The sequence below is a fragment of the Pseudocalidococcus azoricus BACA0444 genome (genome assembly GCF_031729055.1).
In the GTDB taxonomy this organism is placed as follows: Bacteria; Cyanobacteriota; Cyanobacteriia; order Thermosynechococcales; family Thermosynechococcaceae; genus Pseudocalidococcus; species Pseudocalidococcus azoricus.
Map to the genome: position 1 here is coordinate 22779 of NZ_JAVMIP010000021.1, position 16307 is coordinate 39085.

At 50.8% G+C, this 16307-nt stretch carries 13 protein-coding genes and 1 pseudogene; 9 read left to right on the top strand and 5 right to left on the bottom strand.

Going from position 1 to position 16307, the window contains the following annotated elements; genetic code table 11:
• Window positions 1–149: 149 nt before the first annotated feature.
• The 5 genes from RIF25_RS14795 (at window position 150) to RIF25_RS14815 (ending at window position 6332) form a co-directional block, all read left to right on the top strand.
• A complete protein-coding gene (locus RIF25_RS14795) occupies window positions 150–887 on the top strand; it encodes a hypothetical protein (RefSeq protein WP_322879292.1) in 738 nt (245 codons plus the stop codon).
• A 591-nt stretch (window positions 888–1478) separates the two neighbouring features.
• Complete coding sequence (pilM, locus tag RIF25_RS14800) at window positions 1479–2558, top strand: type IV pilus assembly protein PilM (protein ID WP_322879293.1); 1080 nt, start codon at window positions 1479–1481, stop codon at window positions 2556–2558.
• An 18-nt stretch (window positions 2559–2576) separates the two neighbouring features.
• Window positions 2577–3320, top strand: a complete 744-nt coding sequence (locus RIF25_RS14805; protein ID WP_322879294.1) for a PilN domain-containing protein — start codon at window positions 2577–2579, stop codon at window positions 3318–3320.
• Window positions 3317–4045 carry a pilus assembly protein PilO gene (locus tag RIF25_RS14810; protein WP_322879295.1) on the top strand — a complete coding sequence of 243 codons (729 nt, stop codon included), beginning with the start codon at window positions 3317–3319 and terminating at the stop codon, window positions 4043–4045. Before RIF25_RS14805 ends, RIF25_RS14810 begins: the two co-directional genes overlap by 4 nt.
• A 112-nt stretch (window positions 4046–4157) precedes the next feature.
• Window positions 4158–6332, top strand: coding sequence for an AMIN domain-containing protein (locus RIF25_RS14815; RefSeq protein ID WP_322879296.1), 2175 nt, complete (start codon window positions 4158–4160; stop codon window positions 6330–6332).
• Window positions 6333–6434: 102 nt separating this feature from the next.
• On the opposite strand, the gene folP is transcribed toward RIF25_RS14815, so the two are convergent.
• Window positions 6435–7223, bottom strand: coding sequence for a dihydropteroate synthase (gene folP / locus RIF25_RS14820; RefSeq protein WP_407682443.1), 789 nt, complete (start codon window positions 7221–7223; stop codon window positions 6435–6437).
• A gap of 218 nt (window positions 7224–7441) precedes the next feature.
• On the opposite strand from folP, the gene obgE reads away from it, so the two are divergent.
• Both obgE and RIF25_RS14830 read left to right on the top strand, forming a co-directional pair.
• Window positions 7442–8476 (top strand): GTPase ObgE, encoded by a 1035-nt coding sequence (obgE, locus tag RIF25_RS14825; RefSeq protein ID WP_322879298.1) that lies wholly within the window; start codon window positions 7442–7444, stop codon window positions 8474–8476.
• Entirely contained in the window at window positions 8463–8858 is a 396-nt protein-coding gene (locus tag RIF25_RS14830; protein ID WP_322879299.1) for a hypothetical protein, read from the top strand. Before obgE ends, RIF25_RS14830 begins: the two co-directional genes overlap by 14 nt.
• Here the strand turns inward: RIF25_RS14830 and RIF25_RS14835 are convergent.
• The 3 genes from RIF25_RS14835 to RIF25_RS14845 all read right to left on the bottom strand — a co-directional run bounded on the left by RIF25_RS14835 (window position 8829) and on the right by RIF25_RS14845 (window position 12572).
• Window positions 8829–10283 carry a site-2 protease family protein gene (locus RIF25_RS14835; protein ID WP_322879300.1) on the bottom strand — a complete coding sequence of 485 codons (1455 nt, stop codon included), beginning with the start codon at window positions 10281–10283 and terminating at the stop codon, window positions 8829–8831. The genes RIF25_RS14830 and RIF25_RS14835 overlap by 30 nt on opposite strands.
• 154 nt (window positions 10284–10437) lie before the next feature.
• Window positions 10438–11319, bottom strand: coding sequence for an extracellular substrate binding-like orphan protein GrrP (gene grrP, locus RIF25_RS14840; RefSeq protein WP_322879301.1), 882 nt, complete (start codon window positions 11317–11319; stop codon window positions 10438–10440).
• A gap of 44 nt (window positions 11320–11363) precedes the next feature.
• The gene (locus RIF25_RS14845) at window positions 11364–12572 is read right to left on the bottom strand and encodes a glutathione S-transferase family protein (protein ID WP_322879302.1); all 1209 of its coding nucleotides are present in this window, start codon (window positions 12570–12572) and stop codon (window positions 11364–11366) included.
• A 155-nt stretch (window positions 12573–12727) separates the two neighbouring features.
• Between RIF25_RS14845 and RIF25_RS17395 the strand changes: the two are divergent.
• Together RIF25_RS17395 and RIF25_RS14865 are read left to right on the top strand one after the other, a co-directional pair.
• Window positions 12728–13622 (top strand): annotated as a pseudogene (locus RIF25_RS17395) (DUF2887 domain-containing protein).
• 37 nt (window positions 13623–13659) lie between these two features.
• On the top strand, window positions 13660–14520 hold the full coding sequence (locus RIF25_RS14865) for an aldose epimerase family protein (RefSeq protein WP_322879306.1): 861 nt from the start codon (window positions 13660–13662) through the stop codon (window positions 14518–14520).
• Here RIF25_RS14865 and RIF25_RS14870 read toward each other — a convergent pair.
• Complete coding sequence (locus RIF25_RS14870; RefSeq protein WP_322879307.1) at window positions 14501–16141, bottom strand: acetolactate synthase large subunit; 1641 nt, start codon at window positions 16139–16141, stop codon at window positions 14501–14503. The two genes, RIF25_RS14865 and RIF25_RS14870, sit on opposite strands and share 20 nt — an antisense overlap.
• Between the last annotated feature and the right edge of the window lie 166 nt (window positions 16142–16307).

Here is a 16307-nt window from a genome sequence, read left to right on the forward strand (position 1 = left end):
CGGTATTAACCCCTGATTAACATCCCTTGTCTGAGGCTCCTATAGCTTGGAGTCAATGATGGTCGCAATTCAGTGTGTCTCTTGAGCAGGGGGACTACCCGGTCTTTTGAGGGATCTGTTTGGCGATCTGTGAATCCAGGGATGTGGCGATGTATCGAATCTCCAATGTTTTGATCATGGCTTGGCACCAGGCCCGTCAGCGTTTACCCCTTTGCTCACTGGGGTTATATTTAATTTTGATGGCTATGATAGCGGCGGTATTTACACCTCTGTCTATCGGGCGGTTGAGTAGTACAGTCCCAAGAGCGGTGATTCAGTCTGGTGACTCCCTCAACAACTCCGGGGGGATCATACCGCCAGGCCTGGCACAAATGTTAGAGACTATTTTTCTGCCTATTAGTATTTTATTGTCGGCCCTCAATCAGTTTTGGCTACCTTGGATCATGGCTTTAGTCTTGGTGGCCCTAGTGACCCAATACTTTGTCGCTCAGCGTAGTCGGGTCAATTGGTTTGGGCTAGGAGCGGGGAGTTCAGGCATCGCCATTGTCCTGATGGTGTTGGGGTTATGGGTTGAACCGGTGTTAACAGTGACTATGGCGATTGTGGGCTTTCCGGCCGGAGCAGCGGTTATATTTCTATATCGGGAATTAGAACATCAACGCTTGGCCTGGAAGTCATGTCTGGCGATTACCGCCTTGGCAACCCTATTTGGGCTGATTTTGGGCATTTGGTTGTTAATTGGCTTTTTTCAATTTCGGGCCATTGGCATTCCGGCGGGACAATCTGGACATACCTTGGCCTTGGTGCTGTTTCCCTATGTTTGTTTCCTTGGCCTGGGCTTGGTGATTGCCCTCTTATCCCCTTGGTTTAGCCGTCCTTCGGCCTAGAATTTCTACCTCCCTCAGGTTGCAAAAGTCGTTATCAAGAGCACACAAACCTACAACAAATGATGACTTTTATCTTGTCGGTTTAGAGCAGATGTCTTGCGGTTTTGCTTCAGAACTCCTGATCTACAGTCATAAATCCCAGGCCTGCAATCAATCCACTTAAGATGAAGAGTGTGGGGTGAAACGATGAAGGGTGAGAGGGAGACCAGTCAGAAAATGCTTAATGGGCAGTCTTTTTGACATTTCTATTCCCTCAGAACAGTCTGCGTAACGCTATAGTAGCCGGCCCTTGCCAATTTGTGCCTTTATCCCCCTTGATGGAAATCATTTTTGTGACATTCAGGAAACTGTCTGGCCAGATATTAAAGTTCTGTTACCCTCCAGCTATGGTTAGGGTCGGGATTCGCTTAGGGCTTGACAGTATTTTGTGTTTCTTTGAGGTGGCACATCCGATTCACTCAGTTCTGCATAAGTCCTGAGAATTGGCCCTAAAGCATTGGTAGTTGACGGTTTGCTCCTCTTCGTTTGTTTCTGATTGGATTGTTCATTATCGTCCAATTTTTCGGCCTATATGGGAATTTAGGTGCAGTTGTGATTGCTAGTTTATTTACCAAACCAAAACAAGGCCTGGGCATAGAACTTACCCCGGAGCGAGTCAATATCGCCCTTTTAGAGCAGGGACGGCAGGGAATTAAGTTAAGTTCCTTTGTCTCTGTTCCCCTCAACGAAGGTGCCATCGAAGAAGGGCGGATCATGGACACAGCGGCGGTGGCAGAAGCGATTCGTCAAGGTCTCGAAGAAAAAAAGATCAAGGCTAAAAATGCCATTAGTGCCATTCCCATGGGAGATGCGGTGATTCGCTTGATTCGTCTCCCGGCGGAGTTAAGCAATGCCGAGCTGCGGGAAATGGTCCTCTACCAAGAAGCCCCCCTTTATCTGCCCTTTCCCCGAGAAGAAGCGGATGTTGATTATCAGAAGTTGGGCAGCAGCCTGGATGATGATGGGATTGAGCGGGTGGAAGTTTTGCTGGTGGGGACGTTGCGCTCTGTCACCGATACTATTGCCAGTACGTTTATCCAGGCCGGTGTGCAACTGACAACGTTAGAAGTGTCCAGCTTTGCTCTGATGCGGACGATGCGAGAACAACTCCAGCAATTAGTTGGGGAAGCCGTGGCGATTGTGGATATTGGCTACGACGGTACAGAAATTAGCATTGTTAAGGACGGGATTCCCCAATTTAATCGTAAAGTTCCTATTGGCACAGCCCGGATGCAAGAGGCGATTAGTCGAGCCATGAATTTACCTCCAGCAATGGGGGTGGATCTGCTGAGTAGTTTATCGGTTCCCGTGGGACAAATGGATGGTGTTCCAGCTAACCCAAGTTCGGCGGCAATCTTACGAGTGTTGGGGGATTTATCCGATGAAATCCGCCGTTCGATTGATTTCTACTTAAATCAAGGTGAAACATTAGAAATTTCGCAACTTCTCTTGGCGGGAGTTGGGGCAGGAATTGGTCAAATTGATGAGTTTTTTAATGAAAAGTTGAACTATGTCACCCTCCTCATGGATCCGATTGCCAACCTCTCACTCCAGGTGAGTGATGAACTTTCCCCAGATAAACGCCCAGGCCTGGGAACGGTCATTGGCCTGGGTTTGCGCGGCGTATTCTAAGCAGGAGATGAGCGACTTATGTATGTAATTGACATTAACTTACTGAGAGACCGACCAGAATTTGGCGGCGAAGTTGACTCTGGCACTGTTGGGGGAGGCACTGACAATACCCCAATTATTATTGGTGGAGTTGCGGCGGCTGTTTTCATTGGCCTAGTTGTTTTGGGAGCTGCTGGAGCCACCTACTGGACAAGCCAACTCCAAGCCAAGAAGGCTGAAGTGGAAGCCCGCCTTGGAGAAGTTGCCCCCAAGTTGGCGGAACTCGGAGAATTAAAAACTGAGGTTACAAACATCACGGCGGAAACTAAAGCCCTAACAACTATCTTCAATCAGGTCAAGCCCTGGTCAGCCCTCCTGCGGGATTTAGCTGGTAATACTCCCAAAGGGCTACAGATTACCCAGATTACTCAGGCGGCTCCACCCCCACCTCCAGCCCCACCCCCTGCAAAGGAAGGTGAAACTCCCCCCCCGCCTCCCCCCCCGCCAATGACATCGGATTTAACGCTTGATGGCCAGGCCGAGTCTTTTCCTGATGTGAATGATTTTGTGTTGCTGTTACAACAAAAGTCACCATTCCTAGTCCCGAACTCCACTCGGCTTGTTTCTGCCAATCGAGAGAGCAACTTCATCAAGTTTCAAATTAAAACCACAGTGAGTGATGTCCCTGCCAGTGAGTTACTCCAGGCCCTTGAACAGAACGGGGCATCCGGTTTAGCCTCTCGCATTAAATTTTTGAAAGAACGAGGAGTGGTAACACAATGACCCTAACTGGAGATTTTGGCTCCCCCATTCAAGACAGCCCGCCCCCGTCTTATCCCACCGTATTTGGGGTTACTTTCACGCCGATTGTTACAGGGATCCTAATTGCAGTTGGTGGTTTATTGGTGGCCGCTTACCTTGGCTCAATCCTCGTGGCTCCAAAATTGGAAGAAGCGACCGCCCTACAACTCGAACTCTCCCAACAAGAGGATGACCTGAAGCAGCGGGAGGAAACCCTCAAGCAACTTAATAAAGTGGTCGCCGACCTAGACCAGGCCAAGGTCAATAACCAACAGGTACGAACCCTCTTTGCGGATCAAAAAGCCTTGGATACACTCCTCCTAGACTTGAATCAGATTATTACTGCTAGCCAGGCCCGCCTAGATAAGTATGAGCCTCAGCCCCCTGCAGTTGTTGCCGATGGCTCCCTTGGGCCTGAACTGAACAACAAGATTAAGCAGCAAGTCACGAACGTGATCATGGAAGGCTCCTATGAACAGACGATTAAGGTGATGCAAAGCATTGACAGCCAGCAAAATTTCTTAGTCGTGCGGGGATTAACGGTTGAGGCCATTCCGACCAAGCCTGGCCTGGTTAAGTCAACCTTTAATATGATTGCCTATGTCCCCCTCACCCCAGAGGAATTGGCGGCGGCCAATCCCCCCCCGGAACCCAAGCCAGAAGGGGAAGGGCAAAAAGATGGCCAACCTAAACCGGAGGGTACCTAAGTCATTATCAAGACCCTGATACCCACCCCCTGCGAAGACCAATCTGTGATCTAAAAAATCTGTCCTTCTTTAATTGTTCTGAGTTTTGCCAAGTTTTGTGAGGAGTAGAGTTGTGAACCAGTCTCAAGCGTTACACCGAATCGGGGTCAGTTGTCTGACTGCCAGCCTCCTGTTGCCTTTAGCCCAACCCGCGGCCTTTGGCGCAGATACGGAAATTACCGGGATTAAGTTGAATAGCACCCCCAATGGGATTCAAGTGGTCTTTAATGTGCAAGGGAATTTGCGGCCCCCTGTCTTTACAGTTAATCGGGGTAACACCTCCATTGCCGATATTTCCAATAGTCAACTCCGCTTACCCCAAGGAGGAGCCTTCCGCCAAGATAACCCGGCCCCTGGCATTACCTCCTTAGAAGTTGCTCAGCTTGATCCCAAAACAATTCGAATTACGGTCAACGGTGTTGCTTCGGCCCCTAGCTCTCAAGTTGTGCGCAAACCCGATGGCTCTGGGCTACTCCTCAACTTCATCACCGCGAAACAACCAGCCGGGCCAGCCACGCCTCCTATTTCAGGACAGCCAGCCAACACATTCCCCGGACCCAATCCCGTGCCTCCTTTCCAACCCCGAGCCGTAGCTCCACCCGTGGGAGATATTGTCATTGCCCCAGTCCTCTCAGACCCCGATACGATTGATTTGGGAACATCTGAACGAATTCCTCGCCTCCTCTTGCGCGAGGCCCCAGTGCGAGAAGTATTAGGTCTTTTAGCTCGGGCAGCGGGAGCCAACATTGCCTACTCAGAGGACAGTGGCGGGCCGGGGGCTGGGCCACAAACCATCTCCTTGGATATTGAAAATGAATCGGTTCAGGATGTCTTTAACTATGTGATTCGGGTCGCTGGCCTGCAAGCCAATCGCCAAGGTCGGACGATTTTTGTTGGCTCTCAACTTCCCCCTGAGGCTCAAAACCGAATTGTTCGCACGATTCGCTTAAACCAAATGCGAGCCACGATTCAAACCCAGACGGTACAAACCCTCACCTCCCAGGCCAATACCGGCGGGAGTGTCGGCGCAATTGCTGGATCCGCTAGCACGGGCACAACCGCTGGAACTTCGACCCCTGTCCAAACCTCCATTAACCGCCAAACTCAGATTACCGATAACATCAATCAACTCGGGGCCCTCGAACTATTGCAATCCTATGGGGCAAACCAAGGTGCAACAAGCCCACAAGGTTCCCAGTTTCAAAGTACCCTATTGGCTGGTCTGTCCGTAATTGCTGATGCCCGCACAAACTCTGTCACCTTGATTGGCACTCCCCGGAAGGTGGAAATGGCCATGAGTATCATTTCCCAATTGGATGTTCGCAAGCGACAAGCCATGGTGAACGTTAAGTTTGTGGATGTGAACCTCCTCAAGGGACGAGTGTTTAACAGCAATATTCAAACCAATTTTGGCGATAGCTTGACGGCAGCGATCTTCGATCCCAATGGCTTAAGCATCAGCAGCGGGACTCAACCCCCTGGTCAAAGCCCCCCAGTTGTCATCCCACCGGATCGGGAAAATACAACGGCGATTATCTTTCCCCCCATTGCCATCCCAGGTCTGCCCGTTGGCCAAACCGTGAGTAACTTCTTTGCCAATATCATCACTCAGGTGCAGACCGGGAATGCAACTATCCTCACTAACCCAACTCTGGTGATTCAAGAAGGGAGTGCGGCCCAGGTGAACCTGACCCAAGAGGTGTTTTCAGGGATTACCTCAACGGCTTCCACAACCGGGACAGGCAGTGGGGCGGCGGTGGCGGCAACCAGTATCACGCCGATTATTCGCCAGGCCGGGGTGATTTTCAATGTCACCATTGACCAAATTGATGACAATGGCTTCATCACGATGCAATTGTCGCCGGAAGTGAGTGCCCCCAGTGGAACTTACTCAGTGGTCTTTCCAGGTGTTTCTCTGCCTTCGACTGGAACCTTATTATCCCAACGGCGGATGGAGTCGGGGCGGATTCGCCTACGGGATGGGCAAACTCTGGTTCTGGCAGGGATTATTCAGGATCAGGATCGTTCAACCGTAACGAAAATTCCCATCTTAGGTGATCTTCCGATCCTGGGACGTTTGTTCCGGCAAGAATCGAGTACCCGTGATCGGCGGGAGTTGGTGGTGATGGTAACACCAAAAGTGATGGATGATTCCCAAAACGCCACTAACGGGTATATCTACTCCCCAGGCCAGGCCATTAACCCCCAAATGCAACAACAGATCCTCACTCCTCCGCGGCGGTATTAAACCCACAAGGATTGACTGAAGCTATAGGCCAATGCCTGATCATGACAATGACGAGTTGAGATTAAGTTCTTGATTCGTCATTGTTTTATAGTCTTTTATGGTTCATGATGATTGCCGCCAAAGCCTATCAGCCATCCGACAGGTTTGCACCATTTCCAGGCCATCATGGACACGCACCAGATCTACCCCTTGGGCAATGGCATAGCAACAGGTGGCGGCCGTTCCCCAAATGCGGGCTTTCGGATTGGGCTGGTTGAGAATTTCGCCAATAAACCGTTTTCGAGAAGTGCCAATCAGAATGGGGCAGCCGAGGGTTTGAAATTGTCGGAGGTTTTGCAAGAGGCGGATATTTTGAGTCGTTGTTTTGGCAAAGCCGATCCCTGGATCAATCACGATGTGATGCCGGGGAATGCCGAGATTCATCGCGGTGGTGATTTGGGCTTGAAAGAAGGCTAATAGTTCCCCTATTAAATCCCCATAGTCGGTGAGGGTTTGCATGGTTTGGGGGGTGCCGCGGCGGTGCATGAGGACAATAGGCACATTTGAGCGGGCCGCAACCTCCAAGATTTGGGGATCATCCTTGCCCCCGGACACATCATTGATCAGATCGGCTCCGGCATTGAGGGCGGCCTGGGCCACTTCAGCACGGGTGGTGTCAATGGAAATTGGCGTGTTTAATTCTTGGCGGATGGCGTTAATCACCGGAATAACTCGTTCCAGTTCGGATTCTCGGGAAATTTCCTCAGCCCCAGGCCGGGTAGATTGGCCCCCCACGTCTAAAATGTCCACCCCCGCAGTTGCTAATGTTTGGGCTTGGTTCACCGCCGCGGCAATACTGGCAAACTCGCCCCCATCACTAAAACTATCCGGCGTAACATTCAAAATCCCCATCACATAGGTTTTCCGGCCCCAGATAAACTCATGACCGCGAATGCGCCAACCTCCAGTCCCGTCAACCGGATGCACACTTGCCTTGTTAGGATAGAAATCCACTCTATTTGCCTACTGTTTTACCGTGATGCTCGCCCTATGGTAGCAAGGGGCCTGGGACTAGAGATCAACCATTCTGCCCGATTGAGTAATGTTTTGACTGACCATGAGCGTTAACCATGCAATTTATTGATCAAGCCGAAATTGAAGTCCGGGCCGGCAAAGGGGGAGATGGAATTGTTGCCTTTCGCCGCGAAAAATATGTGCCAGCCGGGGGCCCAGCCGGGGGGAATGGCGGCCATGGGGGGTCGGTAATGTTAGAGGCCGTCACCCATTTACAAACCCTTTTAGATTTTCAATATGCCCGCATTTTCAAGGGTGAAGACGGCAAACGGGGCGGGCCGAGCAATATGACTGGCGCAAGTGGGGCAGATCGGGTGATTCAGGTTCCCTGTGGGACAGTGGTTTTAGATGCTCAGACGGGGGAACTCTTGGGGGATTTAGTCGAACCAGGCCAGCAGTTATTAGTCGCCAAAGGGGGAAAGGGGGGCCTGGGGAATAAGCATTTCTTGAGTAACAGCAAACGGGCCCCCGATTATGCCCTACCCGGACTGCCTGGGGAAGAACGATTTTTGCGCTTGGAGTTGAAGCTCTTGGCCGAGGTGGGAATTATTGGTCAGCCCAATGCCGGAAAGTCCACCCTCATTGCCACCCTCTCCGCCGCCCGGCCGAAAATTGCCGATTATCCCTTTACAACTCTGATTCCCAATTTAGGGGTAGTCCGGCGGCCCAATGGGGATGGTACTGTCTTTGCCGATATTCCTGGTCTGATTGCGGGGGCCCATTTGGGGGCCGGCCTGGGCCATGAGTTTTTACGCCACATTGAACGGACAAAGGTCTTGATTCATCTGCTAGATGCCACCGGGGATGATCCCCTAGGGGCCTATGAAACGATCCAGGCCGAGTTAACCGCCTATGGCCATGGGTTAGGAGACCGGCCACAAATTGTTGCCCTGAATAAAGTTGATGCCCTTTTACCAGAAGACCTAGAGACCATCCAGGCCCAGTTTCCGGATTCCTTAACTATCTTGACGATTTCCGCCGCGACTGGAGTTGGCCTGGAAGCTCTTTTAAGCCATGTTTGGGCCTGCTTAGATACCTACAATCAAGATATGCAAGCCGATCCCGACCCCCTGCTCTATGTCCCCATCTGAACCCGATTTACTCACCCCCGAATTCCAGGCCGCGGTAGAACGACTCCATGAACTGACCCTCTGGTGGCGATGGACGCTGGTAATTGTGTTGTGGATTGTGGTGGGGGGGTATAGTCTGTGGTTGCTTCGAGACGATATTATTCTTTTATTTGAGCATTTTACTTGGGTCGCAGTTCGCTATGCCTTAGCCTTTAATCGGGGTGCTGCCATTGGCCTGGGCTTGTGCTTGGGGATGACCTTGGCTGTCTTGATGTGGCAGAGTCGGAATATTCTTTGGGGCCGCTCCCAGGCCTGGCAAAAACGCCTAGAACGGCGGGTCTGGCAAATTCGCTTACAGGGCAGCAGTCATCCCCTATGGCGTTGGGTTTGTACTCAAAAGTAGGCCAGCCAGGGGTTCGGGAACTGGAAAGATAATTAAAATCAACAAGCCCAGCGCAACTAGGCCCAGGCCATCCCGCCAAGAATTAAGCTCCGTCACATCATTAACCGCAGGTTCATCAAAGGCCGGCATCAGAAACAGAATAATCGCCCAAAAGAACAGCCAAGGCTGCACAAAGGACAAAACTAAAACCAAAAGCCGGGTAATTTGCCCAATAATCGCCCCGGCCCGATGCCCATACATGGCATGAACAATATGTCCCCCATCCAACTGACCCACGGGCATCAAATTCAAAGCCGTTACTACCAGGCCCAAGGCTCCCGCAATCGCCACCGGATGTAAGTGAATCCCCGAAAGTGTGGTTAAATCGGCTCCCCAAACTAAGCGGCAAATCAAGGCCAACAAAATGGAAATCCTTGGATTCAGGGCCTCAATACTCAACCGATTGCTACTGTCTTGAGCGAGTTCCACCAATTGCGATTGTCCCAGGCCCCAAACCAAAATCGGTAATGTGACAATTAAGCCTGCCAATGGCCCCGCAATCCCGACATCAAATAAGGCCCGGCGGTGGGGGATGGGAGAGCGAATTTGGATAAAAGCCCCCAACGTCCCCAGGCCAAAGGGAATCGGAATAAAGTAGGGCAGCGTGGCCTGGATTTGGTAGTACTTCGCCATAAAGTAATGCCCACTTTCATGAACTCCCAAAATTCCCAGTAAGGCCAAAGCATAGGGCAGTCCCGAGAGTAAAAGTTGGGGAGAACGCAGAACCATGGCCGCCGTTAGATTTGGTTGGGCCAGGGCCGTTCCGGCTAAGGTTGTTGTCAGTAGGGTTAAAACCAATAAAGCTCCACTGAGGAGAGGGCGGGTTAACTGGCCGGGGCTGGGAATCCGTTGCTTGGGAATCAGGGCAAAGAAGGGTTTATCACTTCCCCCCATTTGAAACGTGACTAAAAACCGATCCCCAAACTGGAGGGCAATATTGTCTTGAATAGTGCTGTAAACCTTCTCGGCCTGGCCCCGCATCTGCCCCCGACATATCACGGCCTGGGGACGATATTCAATTTGCTGTAGATAATAGAGCGACCAGGGAAAACAGCCTTGGAGTTGCGCCTCTTCGGAGCGGTTAAGGAGGTTTTGAACTGGTTCTGCCTCGGCCTGGGGTTCAGTAATTTCTGGCTGGGGGGCGGCGGGTAAATTGCGGCGTAATAAGACCCAATAGAGAAACGAACTAAAAATAAACACCGTAATCAGCAGCAGGGAAGGAATGGCCTGTTGCCCCTTCACCACCATCCAGGCCACGATAAAAAAGGCCGGGATCATCAAAACCAGCCATAGTAACCAGGCCGGAGTCCGACTCATCCGGGCCGCACCGCGCTGAACCAAGAGATAGAGGATCAAGCCCAGAAGCACCAGAGACACCCAAACCATGCATTTCCTCGCCGTTTTTGCTGTGATTTCTCAAGCTATGTTGCCATCTACCGGAGGATATGGGGAATCACTGGGGACACTCAAACTCTACCGGGATGCTTGTATTCCATCTCCATTGTAGGAATGGCCAGAATCACTCAGCAAATGGAGAGGCCTAGGGAATTTGTTCGTGGGTCAGCACCGTAAATCGAAAGAAGTTCCGCAACACCTCTGGATCTACTTTCACCAGACCCGCCTCGCCAATCCAGGTATTAATTAACTCAGTCGCTTGGGGTTCACCCCGAAGAAACTCCCCCATAAATTTGACAATGGTGTAGTTGACTTGGCGGCGAAAGGTGGCATCCCCCTGGGGCAGCATACAACCGACACCATAACTAGCTAGGGGAGACTGGGGAGCTAAATCTAAATTCATCATCCCTAAACTTTGACTCAGGGCCATGACAAACAGGCTGTCCCCCACCACCCCATCTACTTTTTTGGCTTTTAAGGCTTTTAAGGCATCCGTAAAGGTGGCAAAAGGAACCAAGGTGGCCTGGGGTTGAGCCAGTTTAGTTGCTTTTTCAAAAACCGTATTGGGAACCACTGCCAACCGTTTGCCGGCCAAGGCCTGGAGGGTCAATAAATTACTCCCCTGGGGAACCAGCACCCGGACATTAACAATGTTGTAACTGGTGGAAAAATCTACATATTGGTCGCGAGTCCAGGTAAAGGCGGTATTGCAGGCAATATCAATTTCCCGATTTTGGAGCTTGCTAATTTGGGCTGCCGTATCTTCCGCTTGCACGGCCTGGAGGGTGATGGGTTTACCCAGTTCTTGGCTGAGTTGGTTGCGGATTAAGTTCACTACATTGACCGAATAGCCATCAATCTCATTTTCAGCGTTGATATAGCTATAGGGGGCCTGATTGAGACTAATCCCCACCGTTAAGATGCCAGTCCGAGCGACTTTTTCCATCACTGTTTCCGCCAGGCCAGCCCGCGGAGTCACCAACAAGAAAAGACTGGACAAGAGCAGAAGTTTAACTTTGGTAAACATAAGGGCATCCCAGGAATGGCTCTCAGTCTAAGAGGAATCAGGGTTCACTGGCAAGACTGGGCAAAATTCGCGGGGTCTTGGTCACGCCGATGTTGCTGGGGAATTGGGGGGCCTTGACTGGGACCAACTAAACTAGCGGTCAATTCCAAAGAGTCTCGTAGTCGCTTGGCCGCATAAATAGACATATCCCGCGGCACACTAATCCGATCCCGTAAGTATCGTAAGGCCGAATCAGAATTGGCTGGCGGCAAGACTTCTACCCCGGTGATTAAATGGGTCAGGGCGGCGCGCAGGGCTGGATCCATCACAGTGGCAGGGGCCGGATTCACCTGGATAATTTTGTCCCGATGTTTGAGAACCCGAGTGAGGGCTTCGGTGCGGCTAGTTTCCGGTTCAGGATAGGCCACATCCGGCAAGCCAAACCAAGGCCCCTGATCCACCCGTTGCTGATTGGCTTTGGTCTGAGGCTCTTGATTGCTGTAACAGCCCCCCATCTGTGGTGGTAAATCATGGGCATGGGTATGAAAATCACTTTGAGTCCCACGATAGGTTAGCAGCGTTTCCAGGCCTGTGAACCAGTCCCCTAAGCTTGGGTTTTCTTCTCGCGATGAGTATCCCTTGTAATAAAACAAGCTGGCATTCATCCGCTCCACATAGGGGACAAAGACCACATCGGCAGTGCTAAACTCCTCCAAGAAAAATGGGCCTGGGGTTTGGGCGAGGGCGGCTTCGACTTGGGCCACCACCTGGACAAATTGCGCTTTATTTTGAGCCTCTTCTCTAGCAGAGCGGGTCGGATAACAGAGCCAACTACACCAGGCCCGAAACAATAACCGTTCTAAGCGTCTTAATGGTAAAACTCGCGTGTCCTGCATCCCCCACTGCAACGGGCCAAAGGCAGTCTCTAAAGCTAAGAGAATATCATCACTTTCCGTAATTAACCGCCCATCTAACTCCACCGCTGGCAACATCCCGGAACGAACTTTTTGCTTATACCAGGCCTCTTTTTGGCCATAGCAAAACATGGTGACTTTGGTAATCCGGTAGGGAATTTGCTTTTCTTCTAGCCAGAGCCAGACCTTTTGACAGTAGGGACACCAGGCATGATGATCTCGATAAAGCGTCACCCGCACAGCAGATTCTGGCTGGCCAAATAACCGGAGCCGGGCCTGGGCATTGGTGGGGCCATTGACTAAATCCGGGTGAAAATCAGCTAGGGCTTCTAGTTCTGACCAAGAGAGGGGCTGGTGCATGGGGGTAAGGAATCAGTGTGGAAATTTCTCTATTATCCTTGTTCTTATTGTTTAAGGTGTTGGACAATGGCCTGGATTCCAATACAGTTGACTGGACATCCCAAACCGGAGAGTATGCTGGGTGACAATATCGCTTTAAGATATCGGCAAGCTCCATGCGGCGCGACTCAATTTTCTATCAACAATTTCAACAATTTCCGTCTCTGTTATTTCAACTCTTGGACGCACCTCCCGCCAATGCTGCTGCCTACCGGTTTGAGTCTGTGGCGGTTAAAGAAGCTTAGTTTCAACTTGATGGAGTCTTTTTGCCACCGGAAACAGAGGGGCCTGGAATCGTTTATTTTTGTGTTGGCGCAGCCTGCCGTAGGCATTGGTTCAGTTTCAGCGAGATTCCCAACTCTATGAACGTCTATTTGCGGAGTTATTTCTCTATTTCTATCGGTATCGGGGCAACTTTTCAGATTGGCAAGCCGTGATTATTTACCCCTATCGCAGCACCGAACAGTCAGAATTAACTCCCTTTGCTGAATTATTGAATAGTGACAAAGTTCACCGGATTTTTCTTGATGAATTAGGGCCACCTGAAGATTTATCCCCAGAGTTAGGGCTAATGCGGTTAACGATTGAGAACGAAACCAATGCGCCACAAATAGCTAGAGCAATTCTAACCAAGGCTGAGGAATCTACACCCAGGAGGCAAGCCATAATAGATTTGGTGACAACGATCTTGGTTTATAAATTTACGAACTTAAGTCGGCAGGAGATTGAGGCAATGTTAGGGTTTACTAGTCAGTGAATTGCAGAAAAGTCGCTTTTATCAGGAAGTGAAGGCAGAAGGGCAGAAAGAGGGATTAGAGTTAGAGGCTCGGTCGTTGGTGTTGCGGCTCTTGACTCGGAAATTTGGGGTTTTACCTGTTGAAGATGCAGAGCCAGGTGGAAGGGTTGGCTTTGGCACAGTTAGAGGGGTTAGCAGAGGCTCTTTTGGGGTTTGAGGAGGTGGCAGATTTGGAGGTTTGGTTAAAAATGTCGTCAGTGCCTATCAAACCATAATTTTTTGAGTGCGTAACATTCTTTTGGATCATTTCCAATGACTATTGCCCAAACCTATACCCTCAGCCATGACCAGGCCCATTTAGAAGTTGTCCCAGGCCGGGGCGGCATTATTACCCGTTGGCAGGTGGCAGGACAGGATTTACTTTACCTAGACCAAGAACGGTTTGCGGATCCGAGTTTAAGCGTCCGGGGCGGCATCCCGATTCTGTTTCCGATTTGCGGTAATTTACCCAATAACGAATTTCACCATCACGGCCAGGTGTATTCCCTCAAGCAGCATGGGTTTGCCCGTGACCAGGCCTGGGAGGTTAACCAACAAACCGCCAACAGTCTGACCCTCAGCCTCAGCCATAATCCAGCCACCCTCAGCCAGTACCCCTTTCCCTTTGTGTTGGAATTGATCTACACCCTCACAGCCACCAGCCTGACCTTGGCCACTACGCTCCACAATCCTGGCCCAACCGACTTACCCTTTAGTTTCGGCTTTCATCCCTATTTCCAAATTGCCAATAAGTCAGCCCTAGAACTCGTCATTCCCGCTACCACCGTCACGGATCAAAAAAACCAAATCACAACCCCCTTTGTCGGCAGATTTGACTGGACAGCCCCAGAGTTGGATTTAGCCTTTCGCCCCTTGGCACAACCCCAGGCCCAGGTGATCAATGCTGCTACCGGAACAACCCTGACCCTGGATTTTTCCCCAGATTATTCAACCCTGGTATTTTGGACAATTGCTGGCAAAGATTATGTCTGTGTTGAACCCTGGACAGCCCCTCGCAATGCCTTAAATACGGGGGAAGATTTATTGAAAGTTTCTCCCGGCGGGGCCTGGCAAGGTGAATTTAAGCTCACGGTTACGCCTAACTCCTCAGGGTTTATTCATAGCTACAAGTAATTTCCCCAATGCGTTGATTAAACCGGAGATTTTCGCTGTAGTCCACAGGCACGTCAATAATGGTCGGGACATCCTGTTCGAGGGCGGTTTTGAGAATCGGGATAAAGTCTAAGGCCGACTCAACTCGATAGCCTTTGAGGCCCATACTTTCGGCCAACTTGACAAAATCCGGGTTGCCAAATTTGATAAATGCCGATTCGCCAAAATAGCGATGCTGCTTCCACTCAATCAAGCCATAGCCACCATCATTAAAAATAATCGTGGTGAAGTTTGTCCCTTCCCGCAGAGCCGTCTCGAGTTCTTGGAAATTCATCATGAAGCCCCCATCGCCGGTGACCGCGACAATGTGCCGATCCGGATAGACTAACTTCGCCGCAAGAGCACCCGGAACCGCAATTCCCATCGCCGCAAACCCATTGGAAATCAAGCAAGTATTCGGGCGTTGACAGTGGTAGTGGCGGGCCATCCACATCTTATGGGCCCCGACATCGGAAATGACAATGTCCTCAGGCCCCATGACTTGGCGGAGATCATAAATCAGTTTTTGGGGTTTAATCGGAAAGCCGTCATCCTGGGCATATTGCATATAGTCAGCCACAATGTCTTGACGCAAATGCAGGGCGTAGGGGGTGGGTTTATCATGACGGTCGGCCCGTTTGAGGATTTCATAGAGGGAATCGGAAATATCCCCCACGACTTCGGTTTCCGGAATATAGCTGCTGTCAATTTCGGCATGGGTGGTGGCAATGTGAATTATTTTGATGTTGCTGTCCGGGTTCCAGCGTTTGGGGGAATATTCAATTAGGTCATAGCCCACGGCAATGACTAAATCGGCATGATCAAACCCACAACTGATATAGTCCCGCTGTTGTAACCCCACTGACCAGAGAGCCAAGGGATGATCGTAGGGAATGCCCCCTTTGCCCATAAAGGTATTGGCCACGGGAATATTGAGTTCAGTCGCAAAATGGGTCAAGGCGGCTGAGGCATGGCCCCGAATCACACCATTCCCAATCAAAATAATTGGATTTTGGGCCTGGTTAATCAGTTCGGCGGCGGCCTGAACCGCTTGATAGGAGGCGTAGGTTTTTTCGTGATCGGTCGTCCTGAGGGGGTTACCCATTGCTTCCATGGCCGCAATGTTTTCGGGTAAATCAATATGGACGGCTCCCGGTTTCTCGGCCTGGGCCAACTTAAAGCCACGGCGGACAATTTCCGGGGTAATGCTGGGGCGAACGATTTGGGCATTCCACTTCGTAACCGGAGCGAACATGGCCACGAGGTCTAGGTATTGATGGGATTCAATGTGCATCCGGTCAGTCCCCACTTGTCCGGTGATGGCCACTAGGGGCGCACCATCCAAATTGGCATCAGCCACTCCGGTCATCAAGTTGGTTGCCCCAGGCCCCAAGGTAGATAAACAAACCCCCGCTTTTCCGGTTAAGCGACCATAGACATCGGCCATAAAGGCGGCTCCCTGTTCATGGCGGGTGGTGATGAATTTTATCGAAGAGTGGCGCAGGGCCTGGAGGACATCAAGATTTTCTTCACCGGGCAGGCCAAAAATATACTCTACCCCTTCGTTTTCGAGGCATTTCACTAAAAGTTCCGCGGTATTCATGTCGTGTCACACCAATGATTTAAGTCAGGCAGGCCAGAAGTTATCCCAGGCCAGGAAATTAGCCATATGCTTGCGAACAGGGGCCGAGATACAAAAATTTAGAAAAGCCAACTTGTATCCGGTGTTAATTGTTTATCAATCACTTGTCTGAATCAATGGCTAATCA